Origin of the sequence: Allobosea sp. 2KB_26, assembly GCF_052115715.1 — a bacterium.
In the GTDB taxonomy this organism is placed as follows: domain Bacteria; phylum Pseudomonadota; class Alphaproteobacteria; order Rhizobiales; family Beijerinckiaceae; genus Allobosea.
Genome location: NZ_JBFRHE010000017.1, coordinates 1 through 25,408 on the forward strand (window position 1 = coordinate 1; position 25,408 = coordinate 25,408).

The following is a 25,408-nucleotide window of genomic DNA, read 5'->3' on the forward strand; positions in this document are numbered from 1 at the left end:
CAGCGCCGCGTTCCCTTTACCGCGGGGTGGAGCAGCCCGGTAGCTCGTCAGGCTCATAACCTGAAGGTCGTCAGTTCAAATCTGGCCCCCGCAACCAAATCAAATATCAAACCCCGTCTCTCAAAAGAGGCGGGGTTTTCGTCGTTCAAGGCTTCAAAGGCGCAGAATCCGCGCGGACGATACGCGTCAGAGCGCCGTGAAATTCCTACGAAATGCGGCGCTCGGTACGCATGATCCGACCGATCGACTCGCAGATGGCCCAGTGAACCCGCCGACTTGGCGCCAAGGCCGGGCAAGGCCAGGACCCGAATCGTTACCTCTTCTCCCGCAGACGCGGGCGGCCGGCGTTCCAGTCTCGGGCACGAACGATCATCGCGCGGATATGATCAGGATCCGGGCCATTCTGGCGGACCAGGACTGCCGGCCAACCGGCATAATGCGCAGTCTGCCAGTATGTCGTGGGAGCCACCTCCATCAGCATGGTGACTGTGTCGCGATCGATCGAGATGCAGAACGAACCGGGCTCATGGCCTGCCGACAAAAAAGTCCGGCCGTTCACTTTGACCGCCGGCATGCCATAGCTCGTCGAAATCTCCGCGCCCGGAAGCGTCAGCGCGTAGGCGACGGCCTCATCCCAGCTGAACGACATATCAAGGCTCCCTGCAGTATCCGCAGGCCGACCGGCCTTGGGCTTGGCCAGATCCTCTGCTTGTCATGCCGCTTACCTATCCAGCAGGCAACTCGGCCTCAATGCTGTAGAAACAGTCTTGACTGTTTGTAACTGCGATTACAGGCTCGCCCGGCTCAGAGCGGAGGAGCGCAGCTTGACCGGAACCGGCGGGAGGCGATCGCAGAAGGAACGCAGCGCGGAGACTTCTGCGCGGCTGATGCATGCGACGATCGATCTGATGCATGACCGCGGGCTCGCTCGCACAACCACCCCCGAAATCGCCCGGGCCGCCGGCGTCTCGCGCGGCGCGCTGACGCATCACTTTGCCGGGCGCGAGGCTGTCATCACGGCTTCCGTCGCCGATCTGCTTGGACGCTCGTCACGGAACCTGCATCGCTTCGCCGAGGCGTTTGCAGAGCGGGGTGGCTCCAGCGACGAGATCGTCGACTACATCTGGCAAATGATGTCCGACCGGCTGTTCTATGTGACCATGGAGTTCCTGCCGGAGGCGCGCCACAATGACGAGTTCCGGGCCGATCTCGTGCCCGTGGTGCGCGAATTCCATGCCGGGCTGGACGCGGTCTGGACCGCACTTGCGGCCCGCACCAAGGCCGATCCGGACCATACCCGCGTCGTGATGAACGCCACCATGTGCCTGGTGCGCGGCATGATCGCCCAGACCGTGTTGCGGAAGGACCCCGCCTATTACGCCGCGATGCTGAACTTCTGGAAGCTCCAGGTCCGCCAGCACTTTCCGACACAGGCATCGCCTTCACGCCAGCCTGTCGCGGGGGCACCGGCTTCATGACGCCACTCCTGACGGTCACGGGCCTGAAACTCGACTTCTACGGCGTGCATGTGCTGCGCGGCGTCGATCTCGCCGTGCCGGCCGGAAGTTTTACCGGCCTGATCGGCCCGAACGGCGCGGGAAAGTCGACCTTGTTCAATGCGGTATCCGGCCTCTACCGGCCCAAAGGTGGCACCGTGGCACTGGGTTCGTCGGATGCCACGGGTCTGCCCCCGGAAGAGCTCGTTGCCGCGGGCCTGGTGCGGACCTTTCAGCTGGCGCGGGGGTTCCCCAAGCTCAGCGTCTTCCAGCATCTGATGCTCTATGGGGCGGATCAGCCTGGTGAGAATCTGCTCGCCGGGCTGTTCGGCTCTGCCGCCGCGCGCCGTCGCGAAGCCGAGCTGGCCGGGCGCGCCTTCGACATTGCGCGCCGGCTGAAGCTCGACCACGTGCTTGATAACCCGGTCACGGCGCTGTCCGGAGGACAGAAGAAACTGGTTGAGATCGGGCGGGCGTTGATGGCCAGGCCAAAGATCCTGCTGCTCGACGAGCCGATGGCCGGCGTCAATCCGAGCCTGGCCGACGAGATCGCCGAACATCTCGTCGGGCTCAATCGTGAAGGCCTGACGATCTGCCTGATCGAGCATGACATGGCGCTGATCAAGCGGCTCTGCGAGCCGGTCGTCGTCATGGCCGAAGGCAAAACCCTGACCCAGGGTTCGTTCGAGGAGGTTGCCGCCGACATCCGGGTTCAGGAAGCCTATCTCGGGAGGCGGCATTGAGTGCTGCTGCGGCGACCATCCTGCTCGCGGTCGAGGGTGTTGTCGCCGGCTATGGCGCGGCCGAGGAAATTCTCAAGGGCACGTCGCTCACGGTCGCGCCCGGTGAGATCGTTTCGATCATCGGGCCGAATGGAGCGGGTAAGTCGACCTTGCTCAAGACCGTCGCGGGGCTGGTGGCGGCGCGCAAAGGCCGGATCAGCCTGAAGGGCGCGGATGTCACGGCTGCGAACGCGCTTGGCCGGACGCGGGCCGGCATCGGCTTCGTGCCGCAGGAGCGCAATGTCTTTGGTGCGATGACGGTCGCCGAGAATCTGGAGATCAGCGGTTTCCAGGATCCTGGCGGGATCAGGACACGCAGCGAAGAGATGTATCACCGCTATCCGATGCTGGCCGAGAAGCGGCGTGCGCTGGCGCGGACGCTGTCGGGCGGCCAACGGCAGATCCTGGCGATGGCGATGGGGCTGATGAATGCGCCGAGCCTGCTGCTGCTCGACGAGCCGACAGCTGGGCTCTCGCCCAAGGCGGCCGATGAATTGTTCGAGGCGATCGTCGCCCTGAACAAAGGCGGCCTGCCGATCCTGATGGTCGAACAGCACGCGCTCGAGGCGCTCGAGATCTCGACGCGAGGCTATGTCCTCGTCTCCGGGCGCAACAGCCGTGAGGGGGCAGGTCCTGCTCTTGCCGCCGACCCCGATATCCGCCGCCTCTTCCTGGGTGGCTGAAGCCGACGCCGACGCAGTTCAAAAATTACAAGGGGATCACGATGACCGATTTCATGACGAACCGCCGGACGCTTCTGACAGGCGCTGCCGCGCTTGCTGGCATCGGTGCGCTACCGAAGCTCGCGCTCGCCCAGGGCGCGCCGATCAGGATCGGCACGCTGACGCCGTTGACCGGATCGGGCGGCCCCTATGGCCCGGTGATGGTCAAGGCGGTCAAGGCCGTCATCGATGAGGTGAATGCGGCAGGTGGCGTGCTCGGGCGCAAGGTCGAGCTGATCTCGGAGGACGACCAGACCAGCCCGGAAGCGGGCGTCCGCGCGGCCCGCAAGCTCATCGACGTCGACAAGGTTTCGGCCATTCTCGGGACCTGGGCTTCCTCGGTCACGACCGCGGTCGCGCCGCTCTGCTGGGAATCGAAGACCTTCCTCGCGACCGTCTCGGGCGCGGATTCGATCACTCAGCTGCCGCATCAGGGCTATCTGATCCGCACGCAGCCGACGACCACGCTGCAGGGCCGCAAGTTCGGTGAGTTCGTCATCGCCGAGAAGGCCAAGCGCGTCTTCTTCCTGTCGCCGCAAACGCCCTTCGCCAAGAGCCAGTTCGACAATATCACCGAGGCAGTGAAGAAGGGTGGCGGCGAGACGGCGTCCCTGATCTATGACGACAAGAAGCCGGCTTACCGCACCGAGATCGACGAGGTGCTGCGCTTCAAGCCCGATGCGGTCGTGTTCGGCGGCTATACCCCCGACACCGCTGTGATGCTGAAGGACCTCTTCCGCGCCGGCTTCGGCGGCCTCAAGGTTGCCTTCGGCTATTCGGTGAACCAGAAGCTGGTCGACAGCGTTCCGGCCGATGTCGTCGACAAGACCTACACGATCTCGCCCTCCTCGGCGGAAGGCTCGAAGGCCTATGAGCGGTTGGTCAAGTTGATCGGCGTGCCGTCGCCCGATCCCTACACCACGCAGATCTATGATCAGATCAACCTGGTGCTGATGGCGATCGCTCTTGCCGGCGATGCCTCCGGTACGGCGATCAAGGACTCGATCCGCAAGGCCAGCCAGGCGCCAGGTGGTGCCAAGATCGACAATGCCATTGACGGTCTGAAAGCCATCGCTGCCAAGCAGCCCGTCGACTATGACGGCGCCAGCGGGCCGTGCGACTTCACCGAGACCGGCGACATCAGCGATTCGAAGTTCCGTTACGAGCAGGTCCAGGGCGGGAAGATCGTCCTCGTCAAGATCGCCTGATCCGGAAAGACCCGCACGCGTGACCCTCCTCCTGCAGGCGCTCATCAACGGGCTAATGACCGGGGCGCTGATCGCCGTCCCGGCCGTCGGCTTCTCGGCCATTTTTGCCGTGCTGCGCTATCCAAACTTCGCCATCGCATCCTATGCCACCATCGGTGCCTTTGCCGCGTGGTGGGCGAATGTGGTGCTGGGGCTGCCGATCATCCCGGCTCTCGTGATTGCGTTTGCAATCGCCGGAACCGTCGGCGTGGTTGCGGAGGAGAGCGCGCTCAGCCGCCTGCGCGGAAACGGGGCGCTCATCGTCGCCATCGCCTCGATCGCGCTCAATCTCGTGCTCGAGAACATCATCCGGTTCTTCTTCGGCAACGATATGCGCGGCTACGACCTGCCCCTGATGCGCGACATGCGCTTCGGCGATCTGCGGATTGGACCGCAGCAGCTGCAGAGCCTCGCTCTGGCGGTCGTGATCATGGCCGCAATGTTTGCCTTCCTGCGCTATACGCGCTTCGGCAAGGCCATGCGCGCAGTCGCCGACAATCCCGATCTCGCCCGGCTGAAGGGCATCGATCCGGCCCGGATCGCCATCGTCACCGTCTTCCTGGGCGCAGGGCTCACCGGTGTCGGCGGCGTGCTGATCGGCCTCGATACCTCGATCGACCCGCTCACCGGCTATCGCGTCTTGCTGTCGGTTTTCGCCGCCGCGGTCCTCGGCGGGCTCGGCTCGATCCCTGGTGCCGTGGTCGGAGCACTCGCGCTCGGCATCGCCGAGGAACTGGCGTTGATCGCGGTGCCCGCGACCTATCGCACCGCCGTCGGCTTTATCGCGATCCTGATCATGCTGACCTTCCGTCCACGCGGCATCCTGGGCGAGAGGGCGGTCTGATGGTGTCCTATGTCATCTTCACCCTGACGCTCTGTGGCATCTACGCACTGCTCGCGCTCAGCCTGAACCTGATCTGGGGCGGCGTCGGACTGGTCAATCTCGGTCTCGCCGGGTTCTTTGCGGTCGGAGCCTATGCTTCTGCGCTGGCGACCGGGGCAGGGGCGCCGGTGCTCATCGGCTGGACGGCGGCGCTCGCGGTCGGTGCGGTGGTCGGGCTTGTCGTCACATTCGCGACCTTGCGCCTGCGCGACGACTATCTCGCCATCGTCACGCTCGGCTTTGCCGAGGTGATCCGGCTCGTTGCATTGAACGAGCGCTGGCTCACCAAGGGATCCGACGGCATCTCCGGGATCAAGGCGCCTCTCAAGGCCGAGCTCGGCCTCATGGGCTTCAACCTGTTCTATCTCGGTCTGGTCACGCTGATCGTGGCCGGTATCTGGCTGCTGCTGCGCCGGCTCGACGGCTCGCCCTATGGTCGGGCGATGAAGGCGATCCGCGAGGATCAGCAGCTTGCAGCCTTCACTGGCAAGACCGTGCTGCGCTTCAAGCTCCAGGCCTTTGCGCTTTCAGCTGCCATCGCGGCATTGGCTGGCGCACTCTATGCGCATTTCCAATCCTATGTTTCGCCCGACCATTTCCAGCCGCTGATCACGATCTACATCTTCCTGGCGGTGACCGCCGGCGGTGTCGGTCGCCCGAGCGGCGCGGTCGTGGGCGCCTATCTCGTCGTGATCTTCCTCGAGGCGACGCGCTTCGCCACCGAATGGGTGCCAGGGCTGCAGCCGGTCCAGGTCGCGGCACTGCGCGAGATCCTGGTCGGGCTCGCGCTGATCCTCGTCCTGCACCTGCGGCCGCAGGGGCTCCTGCCCGAATGCATTCCACGGGCACCCAAACCCGTCCCTTCCAAAGCCTGAAGCCCCGGAGTTCACGATGTCCGATGATCTTGCCGCCCTGTCGCGTCTGCTTGCAGAGCCCGGCCAGCCGGACACGCTGTTCAAGGCCTTCGAGGCTGCGACCAAGCGGCTCGTCGGGCATGAGCTCTTCACCCTGCTCTATGTCGATGGCGAGGAGGTCGCCCGGATCTATTCGAACCGCGCGGCCGAGTATCCGGTCTCGGGCCGCAAGACGATGGGGCCGACGCCCTGGGGCGACCATGTGCTCAAGGGGCGCAAGCCCTATCTCGGACGCGACAAGGCCGGAATCCGCTGGGCCTTCTTCGATCATGCGCTGATCGAGAGCATGGGCCTCGGCTCGGTGATCAATGTTCCAGCGCTCTATGACGGCAAGGTCGTCGGCACGATCAACCTGCTCGCGCCGGAAGGCTTCTATCGCGAGGAGCATGTGCCGCTGGTCGAGCGGCTGGCGCCCCTGCTGGTTCCCGCATTCCTGGCTGCCCGCGCAGCAGCGCGCGCTGTCTGACAGCTCCCATCCGACTGGAGAAACGCCGTGGCTTCCACCCTCTTCACCAATGCCCGCATCGTCGACGGTACCGCGCCGGAGCGCGGTGCACCGGTCTCAGTCCTGGTCGAGGGCGGGACGATCCGCGAGGTCGGCAAGGTTGTGTCCGCCGGCAAGGCGAAGGTGGTCGACCTCGGGGGCCGGACCTTGATGCCCGGGCTGATCGACGCGCATGTGCATGTCATCGCCGGTGTCGCCGATCTCGGGCGCAATGCGGCGCTGCCGGATTCGCTCGTGACGGTGCGCTCGCTGGTGATCATGCGCGAGATGCTGCTACGCGGCTTCACCACGGTGCGTGATGTCGGCGGCGCCGATTTCGGGCTGAAGGTCGCGACCGAGGAGGGGCATTTCCCGACACCGCGCCTCGTCATTTCCGGCAAGGCTCTGAGCCAGACCGGCGGCCATGCCGATTTCCGAGGCCGTTATGACGATCGCGAGGCGGTGACGACCCGCCACCGGCTCGGTGCTCTCGGCCGCATTTGCGACGGCATCGACCAGGTGCGCCGGGCGGCCCGTGAGGAGCTCAAGGGCGGAGCCGATTTCATCAAGATCATGGCCAATGGCGGCTGCGCCTCCCCGACCGATCCGATCCATTTCCTCGGCTATTCCGTGAGCGAGCTCGAAGCGATCGTCGAGGAAGCCCGGATGGCCGGCACCTATGTCTCGGCCCATGTCTATACCGACGAGGCGATCCGCCGCTGCGTCGAGGCTGGCGTCCACTCGCTCGAACATTGCAACCTGATCCAGCCGGATACAGCCAAGCTTGCTGCCGCGAAGGGCGCCGTCGCCGTGCCGACCCTGGTGACCTATGACAAGCTCGCCAGCGAAGGCGGCAAGCTCGGCTTCCCGCCGGATTCCGTCGCCAAGGTCGAGAGTGTTCGTGTCGCCGGCATGGATTCGCTCGCCATCATGAAAACGGCGGGGCTGGCCATGGCCTATGGCAGCGATCTGCTCGGCGAGATGCATCGCCACCAGTCCGAGGAGTTCGTCATTCGCGGCCGTGCCCTGCCGGCGCATGAGGTGATTGGTGCAGCCACGCATGTCGCGGCGAAGCTGCTCGGGCTCGAAGGTAAGATCGGCACCGTTGCGCCAGGCGCCCATGCCGACCTGATCGTCGTCGACGGCGATCCGCTGAAAGACCTGGCACTGCTGACCCGCCAGGGCCGGCATATGCCGCTGATCATGAAGGGCGGCTCCTTCATGAAGCGCTCAAGCCTGAACTGAGTTCACCTGCGGACAGAGGGTTGGGCGGTTCCGGGACGATCGGTCAGCCGAGGCCCGGAACCCGGATCCGCTGTCCCATGTCGAGAGCCGCGTTGGTTCACAGGGGCGGAGCCCGTGCGTTCCGACCCTGACTGCCCATTCGTCATTGACTTCGCGGAGGAGGAGAGGAGGATGTTGTCCTGACGCGTCGCCAGGTAACAAAGGGGCGCCTCCGATGACAATCGCAAAGAAACTCCAAGCCTATATCGACGGCGAAGGCATCGCCTATGATACCGTCGCGCATCACCGTACGGCCACCAGCAGTCAATCGGCGCAAGCCGCGCATGTTCCGGGCAGCAGGTTGGCCAAGTCCGTGGTGGTTCACCATGAGACCGGGTATGTCCTGGCCGTCGTTCCCAGCACGCACCGGATCGAACTTTCCACCTTGCAGGACGTGATACACCAGCGGCTCGGCCTCGCCTCGGAGGATGAGGTGAGTTCGCTGTTCGCCGATTGCGATCTGGGCGCGGTTCCGCCGATCGGATCGGCCTATGATGTGCCGGTGATCCTCGATGAAAGCCTTCATGACGCCAGGGACGTCTATTTCGAGGGTGGCGACCACAGGACGCTGGTGCGTGTCAGCGGTCCCGATTTTCGCAACCTGATGAAGGATGCGCGGGTCGCCCGCTTCAGCCACCCGTCCTAGAGATCGGGATCGTTCGGGGCGACGGAACTCCTATCGATCGGCGCGCGCGACCACGGAGCGGAACAGGACATTCAGTCCGGGCTCCAGATCCTCGCGCGTGCAGAGTTCCAGGTTGTTATGGGTGATGCCGTTCTTGCACGGCGCGAAGATCATCGCCGCCGGAGCATGGCGGGCGACGAAATAGGCGTCGTGCCCGGCCTGGCTCAGGATGTCCTGCGTCCGGTAGCCGAGCCCGAGCGAGACGGAGCGGATGCCCTCGATCAGGTCGCCCGCGAATATGCGACCGCCCCAGTTCCAGGTGTCGAGGATCTCGGCCGTGCAGCCGCCGCGTGCAGCAGCTTCGCCAATGGCGCGGCGCACGCGTTCGGCCATGACCAGGGTCGTCTCCGCATCGGGATGGCGGACGTCGCAAACGGCCTGCGCCCAGTCCGACAGGATGCCGGGTTTGTTTGGCCAGGCGACGAGCCGTGAACCCGTCGCCTTTCCGCCTGTGCCGGCGTGTTCCCAGCCGATATCGTCGACCGCGGTGAGCAGGCGCGCGCCGGCCACCAGCGCGTTCTTGCGCCGCTCCATCGGCCAGGGCCCGGTATGGGCGGTCTCGCCGCGGAATTCGACGAGCATGCCGCAACTGGGGTAGCCGCCGGTGACGACGCCGACCTGCATGCCCTCGCGATCGAGGATCGGGCCCTGTTCGATATGGAACTCGAAATAGGCGTCGAAGGCATGCGGGCTTGCCTCCATCTCGCCGAGATAGCCGATGCGCTGAAGCTCCTGGCCAAGGCTGATTCCGTCATCATCGGTGCGGCCGCGGGCCCAGTCCAGCGTGTAGGTGCCGGTGAAGCAGCCCGAGCCGATCATCGGCGGGGAGAAGCGGCCGCCCTCCTCATTGGTCCAGTTCACGATCTCCAGCGGGCGGCGCGTGCGATGGTCGAGCGCATCGAGGGTGCGGCAGACCTCGAGCGCACCGAGCACGCCGGCGATGCCGTCGAAGCGGCCGCCATTCACCTGTGTATCGAGATGACTTCCCATCACGACGGGAGGCAGCGTGTCGTCGCTGCCCTGACGGCGGGCGAAGATATTGCCGATTCCGTCGATGCGGACGCTCAGGCCCGCCTGCCGGCACCAGCCAACGAACTCGTCCCGGACCTGCTTGTCAGCGTCCGACAGGGCAAGCCTGGAGAGGCCGCCCGGCCGGCCGGTTCCGATTTCACCCGATCGTTCGATGGTCGTCCAGAAGCGCTCGATGTCGATGCGGGCGGCAGCAGGCGGGCTCATGGTGAACGTCTCTTGCGCAAGGTCGGTGAGCGAGGCCGTGCGCAGGCGAAGAGCCGTCACGGCATCACGGGATGCACCAACTCTGAGCGGCGCGGCACCGTGCTGGCAAATGGATATTCGTCATGGACTTGCCTGGCGTCGCACATTGGTCGTGGTTCTCGCCAAGCCTGGATCATCGGACGGGATACCGTATCCGGTCCGATGATCCAGGCTTCCGTGCTTGCATCGGCTTTCCCTGAAAACCGCAATTTACCTTTCGGGCCGATGCTTTAGCGCTCCAGCCAGAGCGCGGTTCTCGGCGACAGCGACAGGCTGACGGGTGCCGCGACCTCATGCAGGTCTCCGCCCGACTGGAAGGGCAGGTCGACCGAGACCTCGGTTTCGCCGATCGCGACGCCGTAGCGCATGCTCGATCCCAGGAACTCGCGATGCGCGATCCTGCCGGGCAACGCGACCTGCCCGGCATGCGCGGCGCCAGCCGCGCCGAGAGTCGCATGCTGGGGACGAAAGACCAGCTTGGCGCCCGTGGGAACGGCAACGTCGCCGGGGATTGGCAGCTTCGCGCCGCCCTTAACCTCGAAAGCGCGCTCGGTGCCGCTGCCGACAACCTTGCCTTCGAGGATATTGGCCGTGCCAAGGAAATTCGCGACGAAGAGATTGGCCGGACGCTCGTAGAGTTCCATCGGGGTGCCGACCTGCTGGACGATGCCCTCGTTCATCACCGCGATGCGGTCGCAGATCGTGTTGGCCTCCTCCTGGTCGTGGGTGACGAAGATCGTCGTCAGGCCGAGGCGCTGCTGCAGGTCGCGCAGCTCGCGCCGCACCTGCACGCGCAGCTTGGCGTCGAGATTGGAGAGCGGCTCATCGAGCAGTAGGACCTTCGGTTCGACCGCGACGGTGCGTGCGACCGCGACGCGCTGCTGCTGGCCGCCGGAGAGTTGGGACGGGCGCCTGTCGCCGAGATGGCCGAGCCCGACCAGATCGAGTGCGTTCCCGACGCGCCGCTCGATCTCGGCGCGGGCGACGCCGCGCTCCTCGAGACCGAAGGCGACGTTCTTGCGGACCGTCATATGCGGCCAGAGCGCATAGGACTGGAAGACCATGCCGACATCGCGCTTCCAGGGCGGCAGGGTGGAAATGTCCTGGCCGCCGATCCGGACCTGGCCGGTATCGGCCTGGTTGAAGCCGGCGATGAGACGGAGCAGCGTGGTCTTGCCGCAGCCCGACGGCCCGAGAAAGGCGAAGAATTCACCGGGCCGGATCGCGAGGTTGACGTTCTTCAGCACATGGTTGGTGCCGTAGGAGAGATTGATGCCCTCGATATCGACGGCGACGGCTTTGGTAGCGAGCGGTGCGATGGCGTTCATGATCAGTGGCCCATTCCCTTGGCCTTCTGGCTGCGTTCGATGATGAGATGGGAGAGGAAGGTGCAGGCCGCGACGAGGATGACCGCAACGACGCCGAGTGCCGCGCCAGGCCCGCGTCCGGCGGCGGACTGCATGAAGACATAGAGCCCGTAGGCCAGAGGCGCGTCGGAGTTGGACTGCACCAGCATCAGCGTGGCGGAGAGCTCGACTGCCGCGGTCGAGAAGCTGGTGACGAAGCCGGCGAGAATGCCGCCTGCCATCAGCGGGACGACGACGCGGCGCACGGTCCGGGATTTGGTGGCGCCGAGATTCTCTGCCGCTTCCTCGAGCGAGACGGAGATCTGCTGCAGGGCCGCGTGGCAGGCGCGCAGCGCATAGGGCAGGCGCCGGATCGCGAGCGCCAGCACGATGGTGATCCAGAGCGAGGCGAGCGGCGTGCCGTCCGGCAAGGTGATGCCGTAGAAGGTCCGGAGATAGCCGATGCCGAGCACGACACCCGGGATCGCCAGCGCCGCCGACGCAGTCCAGTCGAGCCATTCGCGGCCGACGAGCTTTGTGCGCAGCACGAGATAGGCGATGGCGACACCGAGCACGATGTCGATCCCGCCAGCGAGGCTGGCATAGATCAGCGTATTCTTGATGTAGATCGAACTCTCACCGAAGACGCGGGCGTAGTGGGCGACGGTGAAGGCGTCCGGCAGCGGCGAATAGGACCAGATCGTCGCAAAGGAGAGCAGCAGCAGTCCCAGATGCGGCGCGAGCACCAGCGCCAGGATCAGGATGACGACACCGTAGCCGAAAATGGCCTCAGTCGGCGACATCACGCGCTTGGCGAGACCGCCGCCGCCGCGTTGGGTTGTGGCGTAGTCGCGCCCTTTCAGCGCCAGGGCCGACAGCCACATGGCAACGACGGAGGCGACGATCAGGACGACCGCGATGACATAGCCCATCGGGTCGGCAATCCCGATCGAGGTCACGCGCAGATAGGCCTGCGGCGCCAGCATGTCCTTGACGTTGAGCAGGAGCGGCGTCGCCAGGTCGTCGAAGACCTTGACGAAGACCAGCGAGGCGCCGGCGAGATAGCCCGGCATGGCGAGCGGGAAGACGATGCGGCGGAACAGGCGGAAGCCGGAGGAACCGAGATTCTGCGCCGCCTCTTCCATCGCCCGGTCGATATTGCGTAGCGCCGCCGAGAGATTGATCAGGATGAACGGGAAATAATGGACCGACTGGACGAAAATGACGCCGTTCAGCCCTTCCATGAAGCCGATCTTGAAGCCGAACCAATCATCCAGCAGCAGGTTGATCGAGCCGTTGCGGCCGAAGAAGAGCTGCATCGCGACCGCGCCGACGAAGGGCGGCATGATCAGGGGCAGGAAACCCAGTGTCTGGACGATCGCAGCGCCGCGGAAGACGAAGCGCGTCGTCAGATAGGCGAGCGGCAGTGCGAAGACCGACGCCCAGACCACCGACATGGCCGAGACATAGACCGAGTTCCAGAACGAGCGGATGAACAGCTCGGTGCGGAAGAAGTCGTAGAAATTGATCAGCGTGAAGCTGTTCGTGCCCTTCTCGGTGAAGGCGACATAGATCACCGTTGCCACCGGCAGCACGAGGAAGAACAGCAGGAAGGCTGCAATGGCCAGCGCGAGCGCGATCTGGCCAGGCGTCGCCGACATGCGTTTGGGGCGCGAGAGCGCGGGGACGGCGGTCATGGGGAGTTCCCGAAAGAGGCTCGATCGATGAAGCCTGCACCGTCATTCCAGGAGACCGCTCGGATGTCCGGGATCCAGGCCTGAGTCTCCGCTGGGAGTTCGGCATGGATCCCGGCCCTGTACTCCGCTGCAGGCCGGGATGACGGCAGTGGCGACGGCTCAGCGCGCGAGCTTGAGCGCTTCCTCGGCCTTGGTCTTGGCCTTGGCGTAGTTCTCGCGGGCGGCATTGGCCCACTGGCTCTCGAGCTCCGCCTGCCTTGCGCCCTTCTCCTTGCCGCCGGTGAAGGCGCCGCGGAGCTCTGCGCTTGCTGCCTGCGCTTCGTTGACCGGCATGGAGGCGATCAGGTTACGCGCTTCATCGGCCGCAGCCTTGGCCTGGGCGTTGGGCTTCTTGGCCAGCGCGGCGTCGACCTCGTGCAGCGTCTTGGTGACTCCCTTCAGCGCATCGAGCTGGAAGGAGATCAGCTGGTCGAACAGGGTGTCGACGACAGCGGTTCGGGCTTCGGACTTGTCGACGTCGAAGCCGATCATCTTCTGGAAACGCGGATCGGTGAAGGGGTTGGGATAGTCGGCGCCGGCCTTGGCATAGACGGCCGGATTGACGGGCAGGCGGCGGATGCCGGGATCGAGCAGGACCTCCTGGCCGGCCGGCGAGAGCAGGAACTCGACAAAGGCCTCGGCCGCCGCCTTGTTCGGCGGGTTCGCGATGATGCCGACATTGGCCGGCACGACGGTGGTCACGGTCGGATAGACGAACTTGACCGGGAAGCCGGAAGCCTGGGCCGAGAAGGCGAAGAAGTCGATGACGATGCCGACGCCGACCTGTCCGGAGTTCACCGCCTCCGGCACACCAAACGAACGTTCCGTGATCGAGCGGAAATTGCCCGACATCTCCTTGAGCGTGCGCCAGCCCTTCTCCCAGCCTTCGCCCTGAAGGATGGTCTCGACGGTCAGGTGCGTGGTGCCGGAACGGGCCGGCGAGGCGATCGAGACATGGTCGTAGAAGGCCGGCTTGGCGAGATCCTGCCAGTCCTTCGGCTCGGGCAGCTTGTTGGCCTTGGCGTAGCGATCATTCCACATGATGCCGTAGCCCGATGCCGCGAAGCCGAAATAGAAGCCCTGCGGATCATTGATCGGGTAGGAGCCGATCTTCTCGGGGATGCCGGCCGCCTTGGGCTTGTAGGGCGTCAGCAGCTTCTTGCCCTTGAGGACTTCGAAAGCGTCAGGAGCCGAGGCCCAGAAGAGATCGACCTGGTTATTGGCCTTGGTCTCCTCGACATATTTCACGCCGGCATTGGTGTTGCGGTTCTGAACCTCGAGCGTGACGCCGGGAGCGGCCTTCTCGAAGGCCTTCTTGATCGGGTCGGTCACGTCCTTGGAGAAGGAGGTGACGACGGTGACCTTGCCGGCCGGAGCCTGGGCGAGGGCGATGGTTGCGAATGACGTGCTGAGCGACAGGCCGAGGGCGGTCGCGAGTGCGACCCTGCGATTGACCATGATTTCCTCCAAGACAGTTTCTGCTCACCCGGCGTCGAGGCCGATGAACATCTGTCAGCAACGACGGTGCCAACCGGGCGTCATATTGATTCTGTTGAGGAAATTCTGGTTTCGGGACGGAGTCTGCGATCTCTGCGGGTCGTTGTGGTAACCGTCGCGCCGAGCGGATGGGTCAGGGCGGTAACATCGCGACGTCAGTCGGGAAGCGCTGCCGCACCACTCAATCCGTAGCGGCGCATCTTGAGGTAGAGGGTTTTGCGGGTGATGCCGAGGGCGGCTGCTGTGACGCCGATCCGCCCGCCATGGCGTTTCAACGCCGCTCCTATCACCTCGGCTTCGGCGAGCGCGATCTGCTCTTCCAGCGTCAGTTCGGCGCTCGATGGTCCGGGGGTGGTCACGGGATCATCGAAATCCTCGTCCATCCCGAGCAGGCTGCGTTCGGCGGCGTTGCGCAATTCGCGGACATTGCCGGGCCAGTCCTGTCGCGACAGGCGCTGCAGCAGATCGCGGCCGAGCGGCGGGGCGGAACGGCCGACGCGGGCGGCAGCCAGCCCGAGGAAATGCTCGAACAGCAGCGGAATGTCTTCGCGCCGATCGCGCAAGGGCGGGAGGCGCAGCGTCACGACATTGAGGCGATAGACCAGGTCCTCGCGAAACCCACCGGTCTTTGCCAATGCTGCGAGGTCAGCCTTTGTTGCCGCGACGATACGGATATCGACCGCGATCTCGCGGTTTGAGCCAAGGCGTTCGATGCGCCGCTCCTGGAGCGCGCGCAGCAGCCGGACCTGCGCGGCCACCGGCATCGACTCGATCTCGTCGAGAAAGAGCGTGCCGCCGCTGGCATGCTCGATCTTGCCGATGCGCCGCTCGCGGGCGCCGGTGAACGCGCCGGCCTCATGGCCGAAAAGCTCGCTCTCGATCATGGTTTCGGGAATGGCGCCGCAGTTCACCGCGACGAAGCGGCCGCTACGGCGCTTGCCGAGATCGTGCAGCGCGCGGGCGGCGACCTCCTTGCCCGTCCCCGTTTCCCCGAACAGCAGCACGTCGGTATCGGCGTCGGCCATGAGGGTCAGGCGCTGACGCAAACGAACGATCGCCGGCGAGGCGCCGACAAGCCGTGCGACCCACGGGTCGTCGGGGGTGGCTCTTGCACGCAGCAGCCGATTCTCGATGATCAATCGGCGATAATCGCTTGCCCGGCGGACGGTCTCGGTGAGCAGCACGGGATCGGCCGGCTTCTCGACGAAATCCCAGGCGCCGTCGCGGATCGCCTTTACCGCCATGGGGACGTCGGCATGGCCGGTGACGAGCACCACCGGAATTTCGGGATCAATTGCCCGGACTGCCGCAAGCAGGCCAAAGCCGTCGCGGCCGGGCATCCGGACATCGCTGACCAGAACGACCGGGCTGTCGCGGGTCAGCAAGGGGAGGGCTGCGTCGGCCGAGCGCTTTGCCGCGACCTCGAAGCCTTCGAGCTCCAAGGTCAGCCGGCAGGCCTCGAGAACCTCGGCATCGTCGTCGACGAGAACAATCCTTGGCGCATTCATGCGTCAATTTCCATGGCAGCCATTGCGCGGTTCGGCAGGGCTTCGAGCATAATCAGAAAACGCGTGCCGGCGGGACCGGAACTGGCGACGGCGAGCGTGCCGCCAAGGTCCTTGATGATGTTGTAGGAGAGCGAGAGGCCGAGGCCGAGCCCCGAACCGACCGGCTTGGTCGTGAAGAACGGGTCGAAGATTCGCTCCAGATGCGCGCGGTCGATGCCAGGCCCGTTATCCTCGACCCAGATCTCGACGGCCTTGCCACGTTGGGACGCGCCGATCGCGAGCGTCGGGTCTGGCCGGCCTGCGATGGCATCGAGGGCATTGGCGATGAGGTTGACCAGGACCTGCTCCAGCCGGATTTCCTCGGCGCGGACATAGAGCCTTTCGGCGGGCCTGTCCTGCTTCAGCGTCACCTGCCCGGCATCGAGGCGCGGACCGAAGAGCGACAGCGCCGTCTCGACCACACCGCCGACCTCGACGGGAGAAAGCGTCACGCCCGGCTTGCGGGCGAAGCGCCTGAGGTGAGCAATCAACTCGGCGGCGCGGGTTGTCAGAGCCTGGATGCGCATGATGGCGTGGCGGGCCTCATCGGGCCGTTCGCGCTCCAGCAGCAGCACGCCGTTATGGGCGTGGGAGCGAATCGCTGCCAGCGGCTGGTTGAGTTCGTGGCTGAGGCCGGCCGCCATCTGGCCGAGCGCGGCGAGTTTGGCCGCCTGGATCAGGTCGTCGCGGGTCTGGCGGAAGACGGCGAGTGCCCGGGCGAGGTCGCCGAGCTCGTCATTGCCGGCGTGGGGCAGCACGGCCGAGGATTGCCCGCTGGCGATGCTGGTTGCGGCCTCGGTCAGCACGCGCAGCCGCGCGACGAGATTGCGGCGGACATAGAACCAGCCGATCAGAAGGGCTCCGATCAGCGAGGCGGCCGCGATCGCCAGGAGCAGGTTGCGGCCGAGCCTGATCGCCGCGGCGGAACGCTCGGCTGCGGCCTTCGCGGTTGCCTCCGTTCTCTGAACCTCCTGGGAGACCAGGGTGCCGAGCTCGCTGACCAGCCGGCGGCTTTCCGTGATCAGGCGTTGTGCGTCGGACTGGGCTGCCAGCTCGGCGCGCTTGATCGCGGGCAGTCCGGTGCCGGCATCGGCAAGTCCGATCAGTCGCTGGGCGATCTGCCTGACGGTAATGGTATCGGGCCAGCCGTTCAGTGCCCTGGCCTCGATTTCGAGCTGGTCGACCGCCTCGCCAATGACGTGGCCGGTCTGCTCCATATCCTCGCGGGTGCGGACCGCGCCGAGCCGCCCATAGAGGCCGACGATCAGGTTCGCCTGGGCATTCAGCGTCATCAACGCCGCGCTCTTGCGGGTCTCCTCGCGAATGGCATTCGGCTTGGCCGCGCCTGATGCTTCGGTCCCGGCCTGGCCCAGCGCGGTCTCGATATTGAAGCGGGCATCGTCGGTGAGCGGCTCGATTTCGTCGAGAAGATCGGCCTGGAGCCAGCGCAGCTCCTCGCCGATGGCACGGTTGCGCTCGCCAAGCGGAAAGCGCCGCTCAGAGACCGCATCAATGGCCTTGAGATTGGTGCGGATCTCGGTCGCAACTGCGGCCAGGGCGGGCGAGGCGAACCCGCCCTCGGCCCGTTCGGCCAGAACCCGGTCGAGCTCATCCAGCCGTTCGCCGACAAGCCGTCGGCTGCGTTCATAGGCGTCGCGCCGCTCGGCATTGGCAAGCTCGGGCATGCTGGCGATGACGCGCGCGCTGGCTTCGGCGAGCCTCGCCGAAGAGGCAAGGCCCGGCAGATGATCGCGGGCGATGGCCGCGAGCTCCGTGCTCAGCCGTTCATAGGAGATGACGCCGACGATACCCGCGCCGACAGCAAACAGACCGACGCCGAGGAAAGCGGCGATCAGGCGTTCGCCGATGCCGAAACGTCGGCCGCGCCAGAGGTGCCTCATGGCAGCCCTCCAGTCAGTCCGTCATCAGAGTTGGTCCAGCCCGCGGCGGTGAGCCGCTCGGCAGCCTGCCGCAACCTGACGGCGGCGTCCGCAGCTTGGGTTGCGATCGCGCTGCGGATTTCGGCTTCGATTCGGGCCTGTGCCTCGGGTACGGCCAGTCCGCGAGGTACGCGCACAAGATCGGAAAAGCGTTTGGGCTGGGCGAGGTCGGAGGCGGCGATGGGCGGGCGTATCAGCGCTCCGCGCGCTTCGGTCAGGAGGCGGGCCGCCTGCTGATCGGGATAGGCAAGAAGCGCGGCCTCCATCCCCTGCAGGCTGCGCCAGAGCCGGGCATGCTCCGCGCGGCGGAAGGTGATCCACTCGTCGAAGATGATGTTGACCAGTTCGTAGCGACCGGCCGACAGCCCGGCATCGAAGCGTGTCCGGTTGAAGAGGCCGGACACGTCCGAAAGATGCGGCGGCGCCTCGTCGGGACCATAGGCAGCCGGTGAGACCGCAAGCCGGCCGATCCGCGGCTCGCGCAGCAGTTTCTGGCCCTCGGGCGAGAGCACGAAGTCGATGAAGAGCTCGGCTTCCTTCGGATTGGGGGAGGTTGCCAGCCGCGCGATGCTGGCTGGTGCGAACAGCGTCTCCTCCGGCAGCAGGAAGCGGCTGGTTTCGCCCTCCGCGCCGACGGTTTCCGCCAGGAAATCGATCGAGATGCCGATGCCGAAGCGGCCACGTGCGACACCTGCCGTCACGCCGAAGCTGCGCGCCGTGATGGTCGCCAGATTGCCGCCGATCTCGGACCAGAGCGCCCAGCCGCGCTCCCAGCCGAGCGATTGAAGCAGGGCTTCGACCATCAGGTGCGTCGTGCCGGAGCGGGCCGGCGAGGTCAGCCCGATATGGCCGGCATAGGCGGGAGCGGCAAGGTCGGCCCAGTTGCGCGGCACCGGCAGCCCACGCGCCGCGAGATAGGACGGGTTGTAGACCAGCCCGTAGCCCGAGACGGCAAAGCCGAGATAGTGCCCATCGGGATCGTTGATGGGGTAACCCGCGATGCTTTCGGGGGAGCCGGTCGGCCGGGCCTGCAGCGGTGCCAGCAGTTTGCCCTGTTTCAGCAATTCGAAGGCGTCGGGGGCTGAAGCCCAGAACAGATCGGCCTCCTGACGCTGCTGTGTCCGAATGTCCGCGACGGCTGCGGTGGTCTTGCGCTGCACGACCTCGACCGCGATGTCTGGGTGTCGATTGCGAAAGGCGGCCCGGAACGGCTCGAAGAAAGAAGGTGGGAACGAGGTGATGATCTGAACGCGGCGAGCTTCCGCCGGGCCGGCGGCAAGCCAGGTCAAGGCCGCAAGGGCAAGGCAGAGACGTCCCGCGCGTCGGATCATGAATCTGTCATATAGCCGGCAATTCGACCCGCATAGATCGACGGGTGGACCTTGGCCCGTGCCGACCCTAAACATCGCTCGGCGCAGCAACGGGAGGTGCGATTGAGCGGGACGAATCTGATCGAGAGCCTGGCAGGGCTGAAGGCGGGCTCGCAGCTTGCGGATGCCGTATCCGAGCGCTCCGGGATCATGGAGATGAGCCAGGCCAGCCATGATGCGGTCCTGTTGCCACGCGAGCCGGGCGGCCTGAACCATGCCGAGCGTGCGGCGCTGGCGGTCAGAATGGCCCGATGGAACGGGGATTCCGGGCTGGCCGCTCACTACCGGGAACTGCTCGGCCAAGCCGGCGAGACCTCCGTGCTGGCCGCGGTTGCTTCGGGCGCTGCCCTTGAGGTGCTCGACGCGGATGCGCGGCTGATCGCCATCACGCGTCATGTCGATATCCTGACGAAGACCGTCAAGGACGCAACGCGGGCGGATATCGAGGCGCTCAAGGCGGCAGGTCTCGCGGAGCCCGACATCGTCCGGCTCGCCGAATTGGCTGCCTTCGTCAATTACCAGGTCCGCGTCATTGCCGGCCTGCGGCTGCTGGAGGAGGTCCTGTGAGCGTCCCGGTCCACGAACTCACGGTCGAGGTGCCGCGCTGGGCGCCCTATGTCACCCCGGTTACGCTCGAGGACGCGACCCCGGAGCAGCTCGATGCGCTGCAGATCACGCCGTCGAACAAGAAGGTTTCGGCCTATGTCCTGACGCTCGCGCATGATCCCGAATCGTTGAAGGTGCGCTCGCCGCTCTTTAACGCCATCATGTATGGCAAGGGCGGGTTGTCCTCGGCCGAACGAGAGCTTGGCGCGGTCGGCGCCTCGATCGTCAATCGCTGCGTCTATTGCGCGGCGGTGCATGCATCGCGCTTCAACCAGCTGACGAAGCGGACCGACGTGATCGAAGCGATCTTCGCGGATGGCGTCGATGCCGAGCTTGAGGAACACCAGCAGGCGATCTTCGATTTCGCGGTCAGGCTCTCGAGGACGCCGTCCGAGGCGACACCGACGGATATTGCCGCGTTGCGCGATCTTGGACTGTCGAAGCTCGAGATCCTCGACCTTATCCTGTCCGCCTCGATCTTCGGTTGGGCCAACCGGTTGATGCATACGCTCGGCGAACCGGTTCGCGACTGAGCCGTCCGCGCAGCAGGGGTAGAAGCGGCTCACGCTTGCGGCTGCCTTCGGACTCTCGGTGCGCAGCGTGCACGATCACTATGCCCTGTCCTGCGGCGTCGTGCCCGGCCCTGTCGGCGAGATGGCCGGCGCAGTCTACGCAATGCGCCCGGAGCTGATGGGGCCGAAGACGCTCGATACCCGCTTCATCACAGAGGACGTGCCTTTCAGGCTCGTTCCGCTCGAACTGCTCGGCGCCGTCCCGGGCCTGCCAGTGCCGTTGCATCAGGCCGGCATCGCGTTGTTCAATGCGGTCTGTGCGCGGGATTTCAGGGCGGAGAACGATCTTCTGCCCCTACTGAATCTGGGCAGCCTGGACGCCGCCGGCCTGCATCGGCGGTCACGCGACGGCTGAGGCCGGGCCGAACCTCTGCTGACAGGCGCTGACAAGCCGTTTGGCCACGATACTGCGATACAGGGGCGCGACACTGTCCGAAAACGGGTGGCCTGAATGCCCGTTTGCGACAAGAATGCCCCCAGCCAGCTTGAACGAGGAACCGTCATGTCCGCAGCAGCAAAGGGCGCCATCAGGATCGGCATCGGAGGCTGGGTTTTCGAGCCTTGGCGCGGCAGCTTCTACCCGGACGGTCTCTCGCAGAAGCGCGAGCTCGAATATGCCAGCAGCAAGCTGAGTTCGATCGAGATCAACGGCACCTATTACGGTTCGCAGAAGCCCGAGAGCTTCGCCAAATGGCGCGAGGAGACGCCAGATGGCTTCGTCTTCTCGTTGAAGGGGTCACGCTACATCACCAACCGCCGGGTGCTCGCGGAAGCTGGCCCCTCGATCGAGAAATTCATCACGGGCGGCGTGCTGGAGCTCAAGGAGAAGCTCGGCCCGATCAACTGGCAGTTCATGCCGACCAAGGCCTTCGACCCGGGGGATTTCGAGGCCTTCCTGAAGCTGCTGCCGAAATCCGTCGAAGGCCGCGCGCTCCGCCACGCCGTCGAGGTTCGCCATGACAGTTTTCGCTCCCCGGACTTCGTCGCGCTGCTGCGCGAATACGGCGTTGCGGTCGTCACCGCAGCGGATTCCAAATACACGCAGATTGCCGATCCGACGGCGCCTTTCGTCTATAGCCGCATCATGGGCACGCAGGAGGCCGAACCAAACGGCTATTCGGCCGGGGACCTCGACGCCTGGGCCGAGCGCGCCCGTCGCTGGGCGGAAGGTGAGGTGCCGAAGGATCTCGACACTGTCGCGACGCCCGCGGGAGCGCAGGGCGGTCGCGATGTCTTTTTGTATGTCATCAGCGGTGACAAGATCCGCAACCCGGCTGCCGCAATGGCCTTGATCGAGCGGGTCGGCGGCAAAGGCTGAGGCCCGTCAGGCCAGCTCCTGGCAAACATCGACCCATTCGGCCTTGGTCAGCTCCACCATCCGTTGCGGGCTGATGCGGAGCGCGCTCTGCGTGGATCCCGCAGCCGGCACCACCTCGTCGAAGGCCTTCAATGTGATGTCGCAATAGACCGGCAGCGGGGAGGCAAGCCCGAATGGGCAGACGCCCCCGACCGGATGGCCGGTGATCTCGCTGACTTCGCCGGCATCGAGCATGCGAGGCTTGCCGCCAAAGGCCGCCTTGGCCTTGCGGTTGTCCAGCCGTGCGTCACCGCGCGCGACGACCAGTACGACCCGCTCGCCGATCCGGAGCGAGAGCGTCTTGGCGATCTGCGCGGGTTCGACGCCATGAGCCGCCGCGGCCAGAGGGACCGTCGCGCTGCTCTCCGCAGTCTCGATGATGGCGATGTCCGGCGCGTGCTTCGCGAAGAACGAGCGAACCGATTCGAGACTCATGCCGAGGCCTTTCCAAAAAACCAGCGCAGCAGCAGCGCGATCGCCATCGGCACGCCGAAGACGATGAGCAGGATGGGAGCCTCCTCGATAAACGTGTAGCCGGCGCGGGTTACGCCGACGACGAGATTGATCAGCGAGACCGCGAGCCAGAGTGGAATGAACAGTTTGACCGCATAGGCGATCGGGTGCGCGCCGCTGCGGTTCAACCGCGGCGCGAGGAACAGCAGGAGGCCGAGCAGCGCAAAGCCGGCCGAGAGCATCTTCATCGTATGCATGCGTCAGGCCTCCTTCGGCCGGAGCGAGAGCGTTTCCCAGGCCGCGACCAGGACGAGGATGAGCGTCGCACCGAAGCTCAGAGCGAGCTGCGGCAGGACCGCGGCCGTCGGAGCCCAGAGAGCAAGCAGCCCGAGCCCGACGAGATGCGACAGCGGATACCATCCCGCGGTGGCCTTCTTGAAGAGCAGATTTCCGATCACGTAGAAGATCGGCCCGGCGATGACGGCGGTCGCTACCTTGAGCTCGGTATGGCCGGTCGGGTGCGCCAGCACGAACTCGTCGCCGACGGCAACCAGGATGATCCCGGCGACGAGGGGTAGCGGGATGAAGGTATAGGCGCTGCGAGCCAGCGAGCCCGGATCTTCCGCCGTGGAGATGCGCTGGCTGCCGCGCTCGGCGCCGACATGAAAATACAACCACCACATCGCGACGGAGCTGAGAAAGGCATTGCCGAAGGCGAGCGCGTCGGGCAGCGTCGCTGCCAGCTTCGAAGCGGTGGCGCCCGTCACCAGCACGGATTCGCCGAGCGCGATGATGATGATGAAGAGCGCACATCGTTCGGCGAGATGCGCGCCTTCGATATCCCATTCGGCGGTGCTGGAGCGGCCGAGGCCCGGCACCCTGAAGCCGATCCAGGGCGCGCCATATTCAAGCGCAAGCGCGAGCGCCCAAAAGCCGAAACGAAGACCGCCATCGGCCAGTCCGCCGCTGATCCAGAACACGCCGGACAGCGCGAACCAGAGGCAGATCCGTTGGAAGTTCCGGTAATTGGCCGGGCTGCGACCCCTCAGGCTGAGCAGCGTGAAGATGCTGCGTCCGAGCTGCATCGCGACATAGGCGCAGGCGAAGACCAGGCCGCGATCCTCGAATGCGCCCGGTAGCGAGGTCGTGAGCGCCAGGCCGATGAACATCAGCACGAACAGCATCAGGCGTACCGACGTCGAGTCGGGATCGAGCCAGTTGGTCACCCAACTCGTGCAGACCCAGGCCCACCAGACTGCGCCGAGCAGCAGGGCGGCCTGGGCGAGCCCGAGCAGCGAGAAATGCTCCAGCAATGTGTGCGAGATCTGCGTGATCGCGAAGACGAAGACGAGGTCGAAGAACAGCTCGACGAAGCTGACCTTGGCGTGTTCGTGTGCGACGCGCGTCCGCAGGGGCGTACGCCGCTGATGTGTCTGCGTCATGCCGGCCTCGCTCGCGACGCCGGCAGAATAGGACCAAGCCGCGCCCGTGGTCGAGAGCGGCCCTTGCGGCCGTTCGCGCCTCAGTGGCGGAAATGGCGATGGCCGGTGAAGACCATGGCGAGGCCGGCCTCGTCGGCCGCCTTGATCACCTCGTCGTCGCGCATCGAGCCGCCGGGCTGGATCACCGCAGTGGCGCCGGCCTCGGCCGCGGCAAGCAGGCCGTCGGCGAAGGGGAAGAAGGCGTCGGAGGCCACGACCGAGCCCTTGGCCAGGCTGTCGGCAACGCCCGCGGCCTTCGCGGCCTCGCTCGCCTTCCAGGCGGCGATGCGCGAGGAATCGACGCGGCTCATCTGGCCCGCGCCGATGCCGACGGTCGCCTGCGCCTTCACGTAGACGATGGCGTTCGACTTGACGTGCTTGGCAACGCGGAAAGCGAAGCGAAGATCGGCAAGCTCGGCCTCGCTCGGCGCGCGCTTGGTCACGACCCGGAGCTCCATGTCGTCGACGACGGCGTTGTCACGGGCCTGCGCGAGGAATCCGCCGGAAACTGTGCGCAGCGCCAGCCCGCCGCCGCGCGGATCGGGCAGGCCGCCGGTCAGCAGCAGCCGCAGGTTCTTCTTGGCGGCAATCATCGCGATCGCCTCGTCATCGGCTTCGGGCGCGATGATCACTTCAGTGAAGACCTCGACGATCTTCTTCGCGGCCTGAGCATCGAGCTTGCGGTTGAGCGCGACGATGCCGCCGAAGGCCGAGACCGGGTCGCAGGCCAGCGCCTTCTCATAGGCTTCGAGCAGCGAGCTGCCGCTGGCGACGCCGCAGGGATTTGCGTGCTTGACGATGACGCAGGCAGCCGAGACTGCAGGGTCGAACTCGGCGACGCATTCGAAGGCGGCGTCCGTGTCGTTGATGTTGTTGTAGGAGAGCTGCTTGCCCTGGACCTGGCGGGCGGTGGCGACGCCGGGACGCTGCTCGGGAGTCCGGTAGAACGCAGCCCATTGATGCGGGTTCTCGCCGTAGCGCAGCGTCTCGGCGAGGCTGCCGCCGAGGGCGCGGTAAGCCGGAGATGTCTCGGCCAGCTCATTGGCGAACCAGTTCGAGATCGCCGCGTCGTAGGCGGCGGTGCGGGCATAGGCCTTCTGGGCGAGCTTGCGGCGCAGCGTCAGCGTGGTCGCACCCTTCTGGCTCTCGAGTTCCCCGAGCACGGCGGCATAATCCGAAGCATCCACCACGACGGCGACGTCGTTGTGGTTCTTGGCGGCGGCACGGATCATCGCCGGGCCGCCGATATCGATGTTCTCGATGCAGTCGTCATAGGAACGGCCGGCGGCGACGGTCGCCTCGAACGGATAGAGATTGACGACGAGCAGGTCGATCGGCGCGATACCGTGGCCGAGCATCGAGGCCTGATGCTCCGGATGCGAGCGGATGGCGAGAAGGCCGCCATGCACCTTGGGGTGCAGCGTCTTGACGCGACCGTCCATCATTTCCGGGAAACCGGTGAGATCGGACACGTCGGTGACAGGCAGGCCGGCCCCGGCGATCGCCTTGGCAGTGCCGCCGGTCGAAACCAGCGCGATGCCGAGACGGTGAAGGGCGCGCGCGAATTCAATCAGCCCTGTCTTGTCGGAGACGGAAAGAAGGGCGCGTTCGACGCGGCGAAGCTCAGTCGGCATCGGGACAATCCGGTGTGCAGTGCAATGAAGGCAGCTTGGCGGGGGCCCTATCATGCTGGGCCCCGGATGCAAAGTGCGGTGCCCGAAGCCCTGTCCG

At 65.7% G+C, this 25,408-nt stretch carries 24 protein-coding genes, 1 tRNA gene and 1 pseudogene; 14 read left to right on the plus strand and 12 right to left on the minus strand.

The features are described from left to right. Nucleotides 1–20 precede the first annotated feature (20 nt). Nucleotides 21–97 (plus strand) — tRNA-Met (locus AB4099_RS29050). Between the two features lie 216 nt (nucleotides 98–313). On the opposite strand, the gene AB4099_RS29055 is transcribed toward AB4099_RS29050, so the two are convergent. Further along, complete coding sequence (locus AB4099_RS29055) at nucleotides 314–649, minus strand: MmcQ/YjbR family DNA-binding protein (RefSeq protein ID WP_113517720.1); 336 nt, start codon at nucleotides 647–649, stop codon at nucleotides 314–316. A 238-nt stretch (nucleotides 650–887) separates the two neighbouring features. On the opposite strand from AB4099_RS29055, the gene AB4099_RS29060 reads away from it, so the two are divergent. From AB4099_RS29060 to AB4099_RS29100, 9 genes are all read left to right on the plus strand, one after another. Further along, on the plus strand, nucleotides 888–1,478 hold the full coding sequence (locus AB4099_RS29060) for a TetR/AcrR family transcriptional regulator (RefSeq protein WP_113517719.1): 591 nt from the start codon (nucleotides 888–890) through the stop codon (nucleotides 1,476–1,478). Continuing rightward, nucleotides 1,475–2,239, plus strand: a complete 765-nt coding sequence (locus tag AB4099_RS29065) for an ABC transporter ATP-binding protein (protein WP_113517718.1) — start codon at nucleotides 1,475–1,477, stop codon at nucleotides 2,237–2,239. Before AB4099_RS29060 ends, AB4099_RS29065 begins: the two co-directional genes overlap by 4 nt. After that, nucleotides 2,236–2,961 carry an ABC transporter ATP-binding protein gene (locus tag AB4099_RS29070; protein WP_441480655.1) on the plus strand — a complete coding sequence of 242 codons (726 nt, stop codon included), beginning with the start codon at nucleotides 2,236–2,238 and terminating at the stop codon, nucleotides 2,959–2,961. Before AB4099_RS29065 ends, AB4099_RS29070 begins: the two co-directional genes overlap by 4 nt. 41 nt (nucleotides 2,962–3,002) lie before the next feature. After that, on the plus strand, nucleotides 3,003–4,208 hold the full coding sequence (locus AB4099_RS29075; RefSeq protein ID WP_441480656.1) for an ABC transporter substrate-binding protein: 1,206 nt from the start codon (nucleotides 3,003–3,005) through the stop codon (nucleotides 4,206–4,208). 19 nt (nucleotides 4,209–4,227) lie between these two features. Next, nucleotides 4,228–5,091, plus strand: a complete 864-nt coding sequence (locus AB4099_RS29080) for a branched-chain amino acid ABC transporter permease (RefSeq protein WP_441480657.1) — start codon at nucleotides 4,228–4,230, stop codon at nucleotides 5,089–5,091. Next, entirely contained in the window at nucleotides 5,091–6,005 is a 915-nt protein-coding gene (locus AB4099_RS29085; RefSeq protein WP_441480658.1) for a branched-chain amino acid ABC transporter permease, read from the plus strand. The genes AB4099_RS29080 and AB4099_RS29085 overlap by 1 nt, the downstream gene beginning before the upstream one ends. A gap of 16 nt (nucleotides 6,006–6,021) precedes the next feature. Further along, nucleotides 6,022–6,510, plus strand: a complete 489-nt coding sequence (locus AB4099_RS29090; RefSeq protein WP_441480659.1) for a GAF domain-containing protein — start codon at nucleotides 6,022–6,024, stop codon at nucleotides 6,508–6,510. A 27-nt stretch (nucleotides 6,511–6,537) separates the two neighbouring features. Further along, nucleotides 6,538–7,773, plus strand: coding sequence for a metal-dependent hydrolase family protein (locus tag AB4099_RS29095; RefSeq protein ID WP_441480660.1), 1,236 nt, complete (start codon nucleotides 6,538–6,540; stop codon nucleotides 7,771–7,773). A gap of 214 nt (nucleotides 7,774–7,987) precedes the next feature. Continuing rightward, complete coding sequence (locus AB4099_RS29100; protein WP_113517713.1) at nucleotides 7,988–8,458, plus strand: aminoacyl-tRNA deacylase; 471 nt, start codon at nucleotides 7,988–7,990, stop codon at nucleotides 8,456–8,458. Between the two features lie 30 nt (nucleotides 8,459–8,488). On the opposite strand, the gene AB4099_RS29105 is transcribed toward AB4099_RS29100, so the two are convergent. The 7 genes from AB4099_RS29105 to AB4099_RS29135 form a co-directional block, all read right to left on the minus strand. Beyond that, entirely contained in the window at nucleotides 8,489–9,733 is a 1,245-nt protein-coding gene (locus AB4099_RS29105; protein WP_113517730.1) for a Zn-dependent hydrolase, read from the minus strand. Between the two features lie 269 nt (nucleotides 9,734–10,002). Next, nucleotides 10,003–11,100, minus strand: a complete 1,098-nt coding sequence (locus AB4099_RS29110; protein ID WP_441480661.1) for an ABC transporter ATP-binding protein — start codon at nucleotides 11,098–11,100, stop codon at nucleotides 10,003–10,005. Nucleotides 11,101–11,102: 2 nt separating this feature from the next. Further along, nucleotides 11,103–12,815, minus strand: coding sequence for an ABC transporter permease (locus AB4099_RS29115; RefSeq protein WP_113517711.1), 1,713 nt, complete (start codon nucleotides 12,813–12,815; stop codon nucleotides 11,103–11,105). A 159-nt stretch (nucleotides 12,816–12,974) separates the two neighbouring features. After that, a complete protein-coding gene (locus AB4099_RS29120; RefSeq protein WP_441480662.1) occupies nucleotides 12,975–14,312 on the minus strand; it encodes an ABC transporter substrate-binding protein in 1,338 nt (445 codons plus the stop codon). Nucleotides 14,313–14,506: 194 nt separating this feature from the next. Next, nucleotides 14,507–15,859, minus strand: coding sequence for a sigma-54-dependent transcriptional regulator (locus AB4099_RS29125; protein WP_113517709.1), 1,353 nt, complete (start codon nucleotides 15,857–15,859; stop codon nucleotides 14,507–14,509). Next, nucleotides 15,856–17,799 (minus strand): ATP-binding protein, encoded by a 1,944-nt coding sequence (locus AB4099_RS29130; RefSeq protein WP_441480663.1) that lies wholly within the window; start codon nucleotides 17,797–17,799, stop codon nucleotides 15,856–15,858. The genes AB4099_RS29125 and AB4099_RS29130 overlap by 4 nt, the downstream gene beginning before the upstream one ends. Next, nucleotides 17,796–19,169, minus strand: a complete 1,374-nt coding sequence (locus tag AB4099_RS29135) for an ABC transporter substrate-binding protein (protein ID WP_113517707.1) — start codon at nucleotides 19,167–19,169, stop codon at nucleotides 17,796–17,798. Before AB4099_RS29135 ends, AB4099_RS29130 begins: the two co-directional genes overlap by 4 nt. Nucleotides 19,170–19,271: 102 nt before the next feature. Here AB4099_RS29135 and AB4099_RS29140 point away from each other — a divergent pair, with 102 nt between their 5' ends. From AB4099_RS29140 to AB4099_RS29155, 4 genes and pseudogenes are all read left to right on the plus strand, one after another. Then, entirely contained in the window at nucleotides 19,272–19,775 is a 504-nt protein-coding gene (locus tag AB4099_RS29140; protein WP_441480664.1) for a CMD domain protein, read from the plus strand. Then, nucleotides 19,772–20,347, plus strand: coding sequence for a peroxidase-related enzyme (locus AB4099_RS29145; protein ID WP_441480665.1), 576 nt, complete (start codon nucleotides 19,772–19,774; stop codon nucleotides 20,345–20,347). Before AB4099_RS29140 ends, AB4099_RS29145 begins: the two co-directional genes overlap by 4 nt. A 37-nt stretch (nucleotides 20,348–20,384) precedes the next feature. Further along, nucleotides 20,385–20,741, plus strand: a pseudogene (locus AB4099_RS29150) (NAD/NADP octopine/nopaline dehydrogenase family protein); the annotation flags it as partial. Nucleotides 20,742–20,888: 147 nt separating this feature from the next. Then, entirely contained in the window at nucleotides 20,889–21,704 is an 816-nt protein-coding gene (locus tag AB4099_RS29155; RefSeq protein WP_441480666.1) for a DUF72 domain-containing protein, read from the plus strand. Between the two features lie 6 nt (nucleotides 21,705–21,710). On the opposite strand, the gene AB4099_RS29160 is transcribed toward AB4099_RS29155, so the two are convergent. From AB4099_RS29160 to purH, 4 genes are all read right to left on the minus strand, one after another. Next, complete coding sequence (locus AB4099_RS29160) at nucleotides 21,711–22,178, minus strand: YbaK/EbsC family protein (RefSeq protein ID WP_113517702.1); 468 nt, start codon at nucleotides 22,176–22,178, stop codon at nucleotides 21,711–21,713. Next, on the minus strand, nucleotides 22,175–22,453 hold the full coding sequence (locus AB4099_RS29165; protein WP_113517701.1) for a hypothetical protein: 279 nt from the start codon (nucleotides 22,451–22,453) through the stop codon (nucleotides 22,175–22,177). The genes AB4099_RS29160 and AB4099_RS29165 overlap by 4 nt, the downstream gene beginning before the upstream one ends. 3 nt (nucleotides 22,454–22,456) lie before the next feature. After that, complete coding sequence (locus AB4099_RS29170) at nucleotides 22,457–23,638, minus strand: low temperature requirement protein A (RefSeq protein WP_441480667.1); 1,182 nt, start codon at nucleotides 23,636–23,638, stop codon at nucleotides 22,457–22,459. A gap of 80 nt (nucleotides 23,639–23,718) precedes the next feature. After that, complete coding sequence (purH, locus tag AB4099_RS29175) at nucleotides 23,719–25,311, minus strand: bifunctional phosphoribosylaminoimidazolecarboxamide formyltransferase/IMP cyclohydrolase (RefSeq protein WP_441480668.1); 1,593 nt, start codon at nucleotides 25,309–25,311, stop codon at nucleotides 23,719–23,721. Between the last annotated feature and the right edge of the window lie 97 nt (nucleotides 25,312–25,408).